General features: G+C 60.2%; 10 protein-coding genes and 1 pseudogene. All 11 read left to right on the top strand.

What is annotated here, in order from left to right; translation table 11 throughout:
- Nucleotides 1-7: 7 nt before the first annotated feature.
- Nucleotides 8-1009, top strand: coding sequence for a type I glyceraldehyde-3-phosphate dehydrogenase (gene gap, locus UIA24_RS01715; RefSeq protein ID WP_099773652.1), 1002 nt, complete (start codon nt 8-10; stop codon nt 1007-1009).
- A 216-nt stretch (nt 1010-1225) separates the two neighbouring features.
- Nucleotides 1226-1624, top strand: coding sequence for a YbaN family protein (locus UIA24_RS01710; protein ID WP_065760158.1), 399 nt, complete (start codon nt 1226-1228; stop codon nt 1622-1624).
- 125 nt (nt 1625-1749) lie between these two features.
- A pseudogene (locus UIA24_RS23170) lies at nt 1750-3030 on the top strand (PDC sensor domain-containing protein); the annotation flags it as partial.
- A gap of 102 nt (nt 3031-3132) precedes the next feature.
- Nucleotides 3133-3888 carry a methyl-accepting chemotaxis protein gene (locus UIA24_RS23165; RefSeq protein WP_371917225.1) on the top strand — a complete coding sequence of 252 codons (756 nt, stop codon included), beginning with the start codon at nt 3133-3135 and terminating at the stop codon, nt 3886-3888.
- A 573-nt stretch (nt 3889-4461) separates the two neighbouring features.
- On the top strand, nt 4462-5889 hold the full coding sequence (gene arcD, locus UIA24_RS01700) for an arginine-ornithine antiporter (protein WP_330522040.1): 1428 nt from the start codon (nt 4462-4464) through the stop codon (nt 5887-5889).
- A 32-nt stretch (nt 5890-5921) separates the two neighbouring features.
- Entirely contained in the window at nt 5922-7178 is a 1257-nt protein-coding gene (gene arcA / locus UIA24_RS01695; protein ID WP_065760161.1) for an arginine deiminase, read from the top strand.
- 69 nt (nt 7179-7247) lie between these two features.
- Nucleotides 7248-8258: an ornithine carbamoyltransferase gene (locus UIA24_RS01690; protein WP_330522039.1), complete on the top strand. Its 1011-nt coding sequence runs from the start codon at nt 7248-7250 to the stop codon at nt 8256-8258.
- 105 nt (nt 8259-8363) lie between these two features.
- Nucleotides 8364-9293 (top strand): carbamate kinase, encoded by a 930-nt coding sequence (gene arcC / locus UIA24_RS01685; RefSeq protein ID WP_065760163.1) that lies wholly within the window; start codon nt 8364-8366, stop codon nt 9291-9293.
- 52 nt (nt 9294-9345) lie between these two features.
- The gene (locus UIA24_RS01680) at nt 9346-9705 is read left to right on the top strand and encodes a DUF5064 family protein (RefSeq protein WP_065760164.1); all 360 of its coding nucleotides are present in this window, start codon (nt 9346-9348) and stop codon (nt 9703-9705) included.
- 115 nt (nt 9706-9820) lie between these two features.
- Nucleotides 9821-11329, top strand: coding sequence for a sigma-54-dependent transcriptional regulator (locus UIA24_RS01675; RefSeq protein WP_099773651.1), 1509 nt, complete (start codon nt 9821-9823; stop codon nt 11327-11329).
- Nucleotides 11330-11604: 275 nt separating this feature from the next.
- Nucleotides 11605-11988, top strand: coding sequence for a glycine cleavage system protein GcvH (gene gcvH / locus UIA24_RS01670; RefSeq protein WP_330522038.1), 384 nt, complete (start codon nt 11605-11607; stop codon nt 11986-11988).
- The last annotated feature ends 8 nt before the right edge of the window (nt 11989-11996 follow it).

Below are 11996 nucleotides of genomic sequence, written 5' to 3'. Positions count from 1 at the left end.
CAGCTCCATGACCCTACGAATTGCAATCAATGGCTTTGGCCGCATCGGCCGCAACATTCTTCGTGCACTCTATACCCAAGGCTACCGCCAGGACCTGCAGGTCGTCGCCATCAACGATTTGGGGGACAGCGCGATCAACGCTCACCTGCTCAAATACGACAGCGTCCATGGGATATTCGAGGCCAGCGTGGCGTCCGATCAGGAAAGCCTGACCGTCAACGGTGACCGCATTGCCGTCAGCGCCATTCGCAACCCTGCCGAGCTGCCCTGGAAGGCCGAGGCCATCGACGTAGTCTTTGAATGCACCGGGCTGTTCACCGACCGCGCCAAGGCGGCCGCCCATCTTACTGCCGGGGCACGCAAAGTCATTATCTCGGCACCGGCCAAGGGCGCTGACGCCACCATCGTCTATGGCGTCAACCACGACATTCTGCGCCAATCGCACCAGATCATCTCCAGCGCCTCCTGCACCACCAACTGCCTGGCACCGGTGGCCCAGGTGCTGCACCGCGAACTGGGCATCGAGCAAGGCCTGATGACCACGATCCACGCCTACACCAACGACCAGAGCCTTACCGACGTGTACCACAGCGACCCGTTCCGCGCCCGCGCGGCCACCCAATCGATGATCCCGAGCAAGACCGGCGCCGCCGAGGCGGTGGGTCTGGTGTTGCCGGAGCTGGCCGGCAAGCTGACCGGGATGGCGGTGCGGGTACCCGTGATCAACGTGTCGCTGGTCGACCTGACGGTGAACCTCAAGCGCGAGGCGAGTGCCGAGGAGGTCAACGCCCTGCTCAAGGAAGCCAGCCAACACTCGAAGGTTCTCGGTTACAACAACCTGCCGCTGGTTTCCTGCGACTTCAATCACAACCCGCTATCATCGATTTTCGACGCCAACCACACCAAGGCCAACGGCAAGCTGTTGAAGGTGCTGGCCTGGTACGACAATGAGTGGGGCTTCTCCAACCGCATGCTGGATAACTGCCTGGCGCTGTGCAACGCGCAATGAGTCGATGCAGGCGATAACAACGCGAAGGGGAGCGCCTCCCTTTCGCGGCCCGCAGCCATAACCCTGCCGCACCTGCCCCCCTGTAAGCACAAGCAGCCAAGCCAAGACGTGCTGGATCTTCATCGCCAAAGGCCGCAAACTGCGCGACGAAGCTCCCTTCAAGCCCGCTATCGCCACTGACGGCAACCGGGCCCTACCCGCACAGTCAAAGCGCCCATGCCTCGCCCACCCGCCTCCAAGTTGTCCCGCCTGATGTTCGGCCTACTGGCTTATACAAGCCTGACTATTGGCCTGATTGCCATTTTCGTTCCCGGCCTGCCGACCACCGAGTTCATTCTGCTCGCTGCCTGGGCCGCCACCCGCAGTTCCCCGCGCCTGAGCCACTGGCTGGAAAATCACCGCCTGTTCGGCCCCATGCTGCACAACTGGCACAACGGCAAGGTGATAACCCGCAAGACCAAGTTCAGCGCCTCCGTGAGCATGCTGCTGTGCAGCGCACTGATGCTGGTAATGCTCGAACATCGCTGGCCGCTGTTTTGCGCCCTCGCGGGCATGGCCCTGGTCAACCTGTGGATCTGGTCACGCCCGGAACAGGTTTCTGTGACAAACAGATGACCGCCCACCGCATACGACTAAAGTCTAACAAGGCCCTGCCGATACACCGATATCGCTGAACTCATCTGGCGAACAGCGCCGAGCAACTCGGCTTTTCAACGACCCGTTCATTTGCGAGTACGTTCATGTTCGACACGCTTTCGATTCGTCTGAAAATCGTTCTGCTTTCCGGCCTCTGCCTGCTGGGGGTCGTTGCTCTGGTCGTCAGCATCAACCTGTACCAGTCCCACGACAGCGATCAACTGGTCGATAAAGCCAGCAGCACCATGCTCACCCGCAACGTACAGGCGTTGCTGCAAGCGCGGGCGGGTGAAAAGGCCGAGCTGCTCAAACGCACCTTCAGCAACAAGCTGACCCTGGCCACTGGCGTCGGCGACCAGGCGCTGGACCTTCGCAAGCTGGGCCAGGCCCAGACGATGGACGCGGCCAGTGTACGCGCCGCCCTGAGCCAAAGCCTGGCGACCGCGTTCAATCGCAACACCGACATCCTCGGCCTCTGGCTGGTGTTCCAGCCCAATGCGCTGGACGGCCGCGACAGCGCGTTCGTCAATACACTGGCAAATGGCGGCAACGACAGCGGGCGCTTCGCCACCTATTGGAGCCGCGCCCAGGGCACCGCGCTGAACACACTGATTGTCGAAGGCGACCTGGCCAAAACCGAGCTCAACCTCAGCGGTACCCCTTACAACAGCTGGTACACCTGCACCTTCAACAGCGCCCAGCCCTGCCTGCTGGAACCTTATGAAGATACCGTCGGCGGCAAAAAAGTGCTGATGACCAGTATCACCGTGCCGCTGCTCAGCGACGGCAAGGTGATTGGTGTGGCCGGCGTCGACATGGCGCTGGACGATCTGCAAACCGCTGCCAGCGCCGCCCAGCGTGAACTGTTCGACGGTGCCGGCCACCTGCTGGTCGTTTCTTCAGGTGGCCTGCTCGCCGCCAACAGCAATGACGCCAGCAAAGTCGGCCGAGGTATTGAGCAGGCCCTTGGCCAGGAAGGTCGGCAGGCACTGGAAAGGCTTACCGACAAACGCCCTCACGTCATCGAGCAGGGGACAATGGTTCGCGCCCTGTACCCGGTCGAACCGATCCCGGGCAGCAAACCTTGGGGGGTGTTGATCGACCTGCCAAAAGACGTACTGTTGGCCGATGCCAGTGCCCTGCAAAAGGTGCTGCAAGAGGCCCGTACCAGCGGCACCCTGAAGGTTCTGTTGCTCGCAGCCCTGGCCGGTCTTGGCGGCCTGCTGGTGATCTGGATGACCGCCACCGGCGTAACCCGACCACTGAACAGCGTGGCCGCGATGCTTGAAGACATCGCCAGCGGCGACGGCGACCTGACCCAACGCCTGCACTATGCCCGGCAGGACGAACTGGGACGACTGACCGGCGGCTTCAACCGCTTCCTCGACAAGCTGCAGCCGATCATCGCCCAGATCAAACAGAGCATCACTCAAGCACGCGCCACCGCCGACCAGTCCTCAGCCATCGCCCAACGTACCAGCGACGGCATGCAGGTGCAGTTCCGCGAAATCGACCAGGTGGCCACCGCCTCCAATGAAATGAGCGCCACCGCCCATGACGTCGCCAACAGTGCCGCAAGCGCTGCCAATGCCGCCCGTGGTGCCGATCAGTCCGCCAAGGACGGCAGTGCAATCATCGAGCGCAGCACCCGTGACATCGCCCTGCTGGCCGAGGATGTCAGCAAGGCGGTTGGCGAAGTCGAAACCCTGGCGGCCAACAGCGAACAGATCGGCTCTGTACTGGAAGTCATTCGCAGCATTGCCGAACAAACCAACCTGCTGGCCCTCAATGCCGCCATTGAGGCCGCACGTGCCGGTGAGAGTGGCCGTGGCTTCGCCGTGGTCGCCGATGAAGTGCGCAACCTGGCCAAGCGCACCCAGGAGTCCGTGGAAGAAATTCGCCAGGTGATCGAACGCCTCCAGAGCAATACCCGCAGCGTGGTCGCAACCATGCATGCAAGCCAAGGCAAGGCTCAGGAGAACGCCGGGCAGATTCATCAGGCCGTCGCAGCCCTTAACCGCATCAGCGAAGCGGTGACAGTCATCAGCGACATGAACCTTCAGATCGCCAGCGCCGCCGAACAGCAAAGCTCAGTGGCAGAAGAGGTCAACCGCAACGTCTCGGCAATTCGTGGTGTCACCGAAACCCTGACCGGCCAGGCGGCCGAGTCGGCGCAAATCAGCAATCGACTCAACACCCTCTCCTCGCAACAGATGGCCTTGATCGAGCAGTTCAAGGTTTGACCCTCTAGCCCATGCTGGCGTCCGCAGCATCGACCCCAGGTCGCATCTGCGCACGCCAGCAAAGCCCCGGCACCGGCAATACCTCCTCCCCGACATACAACCGATAGCGGTTGCCTTCCCCAGCGCCGAGCCTTCGGACATCCCGCCCTGTCCCGCATTTGTAACGTTGGCGATGCACCTGAATTAACGGCATTTGTTCCGTGCGTGTTTATAGGTAATGACGCATTCAAACCAGAGCGCTAATAACTGGCGCATCTATACCAACGGCATTAAAACAATAGTTTTGAACAGCACTTGATCTCCATCAACTTAATAGGAATTTCTCCCGACAAAAATTTGCGAATCCCGAAAAAGGGGCTAGCGTCAAATCTCGAATCACCCTAGATAAAATGCTCTAAAAACCCATGAAAGCCCAGCCAGACGGGGGCTGCAGCACTTCAAAAACAGACAGGAATACACCGCCTAACTAGTTGAACAACAATGGAATGTAGCCATGAACTGACCTGAATCAGTTCATCCAAAAGTCGCCGATTTTATGCTGGCCTCTCTCTTCTCCTGGAATGGAGTTATCCAATGTCAGACGCTCCTGGAAAACTAAAGCTCGGTGCGCTAGTCGCACTTGTGGTGGGCTCAATGATTGGCGGTGGTATCTTTTCACTGCCGCAAAACATGGCCGCCAGCGCTGATGTCGGAGCCATCCTTATCGGCTGGGCCATTACCGCAGTCGGCATGCTGACCCTGGCCTTCGTCTTCCAGACCCTGGCCAACCGCAAACCGGATCTGGACGGCGGGGTGTATGCCTATGCCAAGGCCGGCTTCGGCGACTACATGGGCTTCTCATCGGCCTGGGGTTACTGGATCAGCGCCTGGATAGGTAACGTCGGCTACTTCGTGCTGCTGTTCAGCACCCTGGGCTATTTCTTCCCGATCTTCGGCGAGGGCAACACGCCTGCCGCGATCGTCGGCTCGTCAATCCTGCTCTGGGCCGTACACTTCCTGGTGTTGCGCGGGATCAAGGAAGCGGCCTTCATCAACCTGATCACCACCGTCGCCAAGGTGGTGCCACTGGTGCTGTTTGTTCTGATCACCCTCTTTGCCTTCAAACTGGACATTTTCACCGCTGACATCTGGGGCCGCATGAACCCGGACTTGGGCAGCGTGATGAACCAGGTGCGCAACATGATGCTGGTCACCGTCTGGGTGTTCATCGGTATCGAAGGCGCGAGCATCTTCTCGGCGCGGGCAGAAAAACGCTCGGACGTGGGTAAGGCCACGGTCATCGGTTTCATTACCGTGCTGCTCTTCCTGGTGCTGGTCAACGTGCTATCGCTGGGCATCATGACGCAGCCCGAACTGGCCAAGTTGCAAAACCCGTCGATGGCGGCGGTGCTTGAGCACGTGGTCGGTCACTGGGGCGCGGTGTTGATCAGTGTCGGCCTGGTCATCTCGCTGCTGGGCGCGCTGCTGTCCTGGGTGTTGCTGTGCGCCGAAATCATGTTCGCAGCGGCCAAGGACCACACCATGCCGGAATTCCTGCGCCGTGAGAACGCCAAGCAGGTACCGGCCAATGCCCTGTGGCTAACCAATGCCATGGTGCAGATTTTCCTGGTCATCACCCTGTTCTCTGCCAGCACCTACCTGAAGCTGATCTACCTCGCCACCTCGATGATCCTGGTGCCTTACCTGTGGTCGGCAGCCTATGCCGTGCTGCTGGCGGTACGCAATGAAACCTATGAGCAAGCCTTGGCCGAGCGCAAGAAGGACCTGTTCATCGGTGGGATCGCCTTGATCTACGCGATCTGGCTGCTGTACGCCGGCGGCGTCAAGTACCTGCTGCTCTCGGCGTTGCTCTATGCCCCCGGCGTGATTCTGTTCGCCAAGGCCAAGCGTGAAGTCGGCCAACCCATTTTTACCAACGTGGAGAAGTTGATTTTCGCCGCCGTGATCGTCGGCGCCCTGGTGGCAGCCTACGGCCTGTATGACGGCTTCCTGACCCTGTAACCCCCGTATTCGCAACTTGGAGGAAATAAGCCATGTCCACGGAAAAAGTTAAGTACGGCGTACATTCCGAAGCCGGCAAACTGCGCAAAGTGATGGTTTGCTCCCCCGGCCTGGCGCATCAGCGCCTGACGCCGAGCAACTGCGACGAGTTGCTGTTCGATGACGTCATCTGGGTCAACCAGGCCAAGCGTGATCACTTCGACTTCGTCACCAAGATGCGTGAGCGCGGTGTTGAAGTGCTGGAAATGCACAACCTGTTGACCGAAACCATTCAAAACCCCGAAGCCCTGAAGTGGATTCTCGACCGCAAGATCACCCCGGACACCGTCGGCGTCGGCCTGACCAATGAAGTGCGCGGCTGGCTGGAAAGCCTGGAGCCCCGCAAGCTGGCCGAATTCCTGATCGGCGGCGTGGCCGGTGAAGACCTGCCAGAAAGTGAAGGCGCCAGCGTCATCAAGATGTACCGCGACTACCTCGGCCACTCCAGCTTCCTGCTGCCACCGCTGCCCAATACCCAGTTCACCCGGGACACCACCTGCTGGATCTACGGCGGCGTGACACTGAACCCGATGTACTGGCCGGCCCGACGCCAGGAAACCTTGCTGACCACCGCCATCTACAAGTTCCACCCGGAGTTTATCAACGCCGACTTTGAAATCTGGTACGGCGACCCGGACAAGGACCATGGCCAGGCAACGCTGGAAGGCGGCGATGTGATGCCGATCGGCAACGGCGTGGTTCTGATCGGCATGGGTGAGCGTACGTCGCGCCAAGCCATCGGCCAACTCGCGCAATCGCTGTTCGCCAAGGGCGCCGCAGAGAAAATCGTGGTCGCCGGCCTGCCGAAATCCCGTGCGGCGATGCACCTGGACACTGTGTTCAGCTTCTGCGACCGCGACCTGGTCACGGTCTTCCCGGAAGTGGTCAAGGAAATCATCCCGTTCATCATCCGTCCGGACAGCAAGAACAGCTATGGCCTGGACGTACGACGGGAGAACAAATCCTTCCTTGATGTCGTAGCCGAGTCCTTGAACCTGAAAGCACTGCGCGTTGTGGAAACCGGTGGCAACAGCTTCGCTGCCGAGCGCGAACAGTGGGACGACGGCAACAACGTGGTGGCCCTGGAGCCTGGTGTGGTCATTGGCTATGACCGTAACACCTACACCAACACCCTGCTGCGCAAGGCGGGTGTCGAAGTCATCACCATCAGCGCTGGCGAGCTGGGCCGTGGCCGTGGCGGCGGCCACTGCATGACCTGCCCAATCGTACGTGACCCGATCGATTACTAAACGACCATCACCCCGGCCACGCCTACCCGGCGTTGGCCGGGCCGATCACCGAATCCAAGGAGAATCATCATGGCGTTCAACATCCACAACCGTAACCTGCTGAGCCTGGAACACCACACCACACGCGAGTTGCGTTACCTGCTTGACCTGTCACGCGACCTGAAGCGCGCCAAGTACACCGGCACCGAACAGCAGCACCTCAAAGGCAACAACATTGCGCTTATCTTCGAGAAAACCTCGACCCGCACGCGCTGCGCCTTTGAAGTGGCCGCCTACGACCAGGGCGCCAACGTGACCTACATCGACCCCAACTCCTCGCAGATCGGCCACAAGGAAAGCATGAAGGACACCGCCCGCGTGCTCGGGCGCATGTACGATGCCATCGAGTACCGTGGCTTCAAGCAGGAGATCGTCGAAGAACTGGCCAAGTACGCTGGCGTACCGGTGTTCAACGGCCTGACCGACGAGTATCACCCGACCCAGATGATCGCCGACGTACTGACCATGCGTGAGAACAGCGACAAACCGCTGCACGACATCAGCTACGCCTACCTGGGCGATGCCCGCAACAACATGGGCAACTCGCTGCTGTTGATCGGCGCCAAACTGGGCATGGATGTGCGCATTGCCGCGCCCAAAGCCCTGTGGCCACATGATGACCTGGTGGCTCGCTGCAAGAAATTCGCTGAGGAAAGTGGTGCACGTATCACCCTCACCGAAGACCCGAAAGCAGCGGTCAAGGGCGTCGACTTTGTCCATACCGACGTCTGGGTGTCGATGGGTGAGCCCGTCGAAGCCTGGGGCGAACGCATCCAGCAACTGCTGCCGTATCAGGTCAACGCCGAACTGATGAAAGCCACTGGCAACCCGCGGACCAAGTTCATGCATTGCCTGCCGGCCTTCCACAACGCCGACACCAAGGTCGGCAAGCAGATCGCCGAGCAGTACCCATACCTGGCCAATGGCATCGAAGTGACCGACGACGTCTTCGAGTCGCCAGCCTGTATTGCCTTTGAGCAAGCGGAAAACCGCATGCACACCATCAAGGCAATCCTAGTGTCGACCCTGGCAGACCTGTAGGCCCTCGGCCTTAAGCACGTGCGGGGGCAGCGCTGCCTGCACCCGAACGTGACGGTTGCCAAACAGCCAACATGCTTCCTCCCCTTTCGCTAAAAGGACATCACCATGCGTATCGTTATTGCATTGGGCGGTAACGCTCTGCTGCGCCGTGGCGAACCAATGACTGCGGACAACCAGCGCACCAATATCCGGATTGCCACCGAACAGATCGCCAAGGTTCACCCCGGCAACCAGTTGGTCATCGCTCACGGTAATGGCCCGCAAGTGGGCCTGCTGTCGCTGCAGGCGGCGGCTTACACGTCGGTTTCCCCCTATCCGCTGGATGTGCTCGGGGCCGAAACCGAGGGCATGATCGGTTACATGATCGAACAGGAACTGGGCAACCTGCTGGATTTCGAAGTGCCCTTCGCCACCTTGCTTACCCAGGTCGAAGTTGATGCCAATGACCCGGCGTTCAAGCATCCGAGCAAACCGATCGGCCCGGTCTACAGCAAGGAAGACGCCGAGCGCCTGGCCAAGGAGAAAGGCTGGGCCATCGCCCCGGACGGCGACAAGTACCGGCGCGTGGTCGCCAGCCCAAAACCCAAGCGCATCTTTGAAATTCGCCCGATCAAATGGCTGTTGGAAAAGAGCAGCATCGTGATCTGTGCCGGTGGGGGCGGCATTCCAACGATGTACGATGCCAACGGCAAGCTCCAGGGTATCGAGGCGGTGATCGACAAGGACCTGTGCTCGGCACTGTTGGCCGAGCAACTGGAAGCGGACCTGTTGGTGATCGCTACAGATGTCAGCGCTGCGTTCATCGACTACGGCAAGCCTACCCAGAAAGCCATCGCCCAGGCGCACCCGGACGAACTGGAAAAGCTCGGTTTTGCCGCCGGCTCTATGGGACCAAAGGTGCAGGCAGCTTGCGATTTTGCACGCAACACCGGCAAAGTGGCGGTCATCGGATCGTTGGCCGACATTGAAGACATCGTCAAAGGTACTGCAGGCACTCGCGTCAGCACGGCCACAGCAGGTATCCGCTACCTTTGACCCGTGTGACGGGCGTGCGCGCCCGTCAGTTCTAAACCCAAAGGAGCACACCATGGCCAAGTTTGAACCCGGTCATTTGCATTTCGAGCGCCATGCGCTGAACAAGGATGACTACAGCTACAACCTGTGTCTTGACTATGAAGTCACGCACGACCCCAAGGAAGGTAAAGGCATGCTCTTTACCCTTCACGGTACGATCGAGGGCAATAGCCTCAAGGAAGACTTCTTCCTGCCCAAGGATCAGGCTTTCGATTTTGCCCGCCATGCAACACGCATCGCCCAACAATACGGCATGCCCAAAACCGCAGGCATCGGCTCAATGCACAGTTACTACGACCAGGTATTCGAAGACGTGCGCCGACAGCTCGACGTAAAACCCGGAGACCCGATCAAACCGGAACATCTCGCCTAGCCGTCAGGGCCTCATCGCCAGCGTGGTAATGGGCACACACCTGCCAGCGATTCGACCGTATCGCAGGCGCAAGGCATACTAGCCTCCCCCGGCAGTACAGACCCGTTAACGCCCCATGCGCATCCACGTCAGCTTCATCGACCGCGTCGGTATCACCCAGGAAGTCCTGGCCTTGCTCGGTGCCCGTCATCTGAACCTGGATGCCGTGGAGATGGTGCCCCCAAACGTCTACATCGATGCGCCGACCTTGAGCCCCGATGTACTCGAGGAGTTGCACGACGCCCTGCTCAATGTGCGCGGCGTGCAAACGGTGAAGGTCGTCGACATCCTCCCCGGCCAGCGTCGGCACTTGCAACTGGATGCACTGCTGGCGGCAATGAGCGACCCGGTGCTGGCCCTGGACAGTGCAGGTACTGTCCTGCTGGCAAATCCGGCGCTGATTGCGCTCTGCGGCCAGGAGCCGGCGGGGCGCTCGGTGGGGGAGTTTTTCGGCGACCCCGGCCTGCTTGATACCTTGCTCGAAAACGGTTTTCGCTTGCCCATGCGTGAAATGGTCCTCAACGGCCAGAGCCTGCTACTCGACGCCACCCCGATCACCAATGCCGGTGCCCTGCTGACCCTGTACCAACCCAACCGCATCGGTGAGCGCCTGTCGGCCCTGCATCACGACCACGCCGAGGGCTTCGATGCGCTGCTCGGAGACTCACCGCCGATCCGTACGCTCAAGGCCCGCGCACTGCGGGTCGCTACCCTCGACGCACCGCTGCTGATCCATGGAGAAACCGGTACCGGCAAAGAGCTGGTGGCCCGCGCCTGCCATGCCATCAGCAGCCGACACACTGCACCGTTCCTGGCCCTGAACTGTGCTGCCCTGCCGGAGAACCTTGCCGAGAGCGAACTGTTCGGCTATGCCCCCGGGGCCTTTACAGGTGCGCAGCGTGGCGGCAAACCGGGGCTGATGGAACTGGCCAACCAGGGTACGGTGTTTCTCGACGAGATCGGCGAAATGTCACCCTACCTGCAAGCCAAGCTGCTGCGGTTTCTCAACGATGGCAGCTTTCGCCGGGTGGGCGGCGACCGTGAGGTCAAGGTCAACGTGCGGATCCTCAGCGCCACCCACCGCAACCTGGAGAAAATGGTCGCCGAGGGTACCTTTCGCGAGGACCTGTTCTACCGCCTGAACGTGCTTAACCTGCAAGTACCACCACTGCGCGAGCGCGGCCAGGACATCCTGTTGCTGGCCCGCTACTTCATGCAACAGGCCTGCACCCAGATCCAGCGTCCGCTCTGCCGTCTGGCCCCCGGAACGTACCCTGCCCTGCTCAGCAACCACTGGCCTGGAAACGTGCGGCAATTGCAGAACGTGATCTTCCGCGCCGCCGCGATCTGCGAAAGCAGCCTGGTGGACATCGGCGACCTGGACATCGCCGGCACGTCTGTGGCCCGCGAACAGGATGGTGAAGTGACCAGCCTGGAACAGGCCGTGGAAGACTTCGAACGCAGCCTGCTGGAAAAACTCTATGCCACCTACCCTTCCACCCGGCAGTTGGCCAACCGCCTGCAGACCTCTCACACGGCCATCGCCCATCGCCTGCGCAAGTACGGCATCCCCGGAAAGCACTGAAAGCGACATTCAGCGTACTGAAAACGCTACGGCGTAACGATTTCGATACAGCACGTTTTTTGCGCTACAACGCAAGGTTTTGATCCCTTTGAGCTTTTTTCTCGCACCCCGGCTGTAGCGATTTCGCTACAGCCGTGTCATCTCGCATTCATGAAAAATCATAACTAATTGATTTAAAAGAGATTTATTGAATTGGCCACAAAATTGCTAAGGAGTTACCAGTCCTAGGCCTGGTTGCGTAACCGGCCCGTCACCGTGTCCCCCGAGGAATTCCCATGAGCGAGTTGCGTTTTACCGAAGATCACGAATGGCTGCGTGTCGAAGCTGACGGCAGCGTCACGGTTGGCATCACCGCGTTCGCCCAGAACGCGCTGGGCGATGTGGTCTATGTGCAACTGCCGGAACTGCAGCACTACGAAAAAGGCGCCGAAGCGTCTACCGTCGAGTCGGTCAAGGCCGCCAGTGGTGTCTACATGCCACTCGACGGCGAAGTCGTTGCCGTCAACGACGGCCTGGAAGACAGCCCTGAGCTGGTCAACGAAGACCCACTGGGCGCAGGCTGGTTCTTCCGCTTCATCCCGGCCGATGCCAGCGCCGTCGAGCAACTGCTCGACCAGGACGCCTACGACCGCCTGATCAAAGCCAGCGCCGACGCCTGAGGAGCCGC

Origin of the sequence: Pseudomonas sp. AL 58, from assembly GCF_036348395.1 — a bacterium.
Lineage (GTDB): Bacteria > Pseudomonadota > Gammaproteobacteria > Pseudomonadales > Pseudomonadaceae > Aquipseudomonas > Aquipseudomonas defluvii.
The sequence above is the reverse complement of the archived record's forward strand: the minus strand, read 5'-3'. Positions and strand labels throughout refer to the sequence as shown.

Coding starts and splice junctions, on each gene's coding strand:
- gap (WP_099773652.1), top strand. CDS start 8: ATGACCCTACGAATTGCAATCAATGGCTTTGGCCGCATCGGCCGCAAC.
- UIA24_RS01710 (WP_065760158.1), top strand. CDS start 1,226: ATGCCTCGCCCACCCGCCTCCAAGTTGTCCCGCCTGATGTTCGGCCTA.
- UIA24_RS23165 (WP_371917225.1), top strand. CDS start 3,133: ATGCAGGTGCAGTTCCGCGAAATCGACCAGGTGGCCACCGCCTCCAAT.
- arcD (WP_330522040.1), top strand. CDS start 4,462: ATGTCAGACGCTCCTGGAAAACTAAAGCTCGGTGCGCTAGTCGCACTT.
- arcA (WP_065760161.1), top strand. CDS start 5,922: ATGTCCACGGAAAAAGTTAAGTACGGCGTACATTCCGAAGCCGGCAAA.
- UIA24_RS01690 (WP_330522039.1), top strand. CDS start 7,248: ATGGCGTTCAACATCCACAACCGTAACCTGCTGAGCCTGGAACACCAC.
- arcC (WP_065760163.1), top strand. CDS start 8,364: ATGCGTATCGTTATTGCATTGGGCGGTAACGCTCTGCTGCGCCGTGGC.
- UIA24_RS01680 (WP_065760164.1), top strand. CDS start 9,346: ATGGCCAAGTTTGAACCCGGTCATTTGCATTTCGAGCGCCATGCGCTG.
- UIA24_RS01675 (WP_099773651.1), top strand. CDS start 9,821: ATGCGCATCCACGTCAGCTTCATCGACCGCGTCGGTATCACCCAGGAA.
- gcvH (WP_330522038.1), top strand. CDS start 11,605: ATGAGCGAGTTGCGTTTTACCGAAGATCACGAATGGCTGCGTGTCGAA.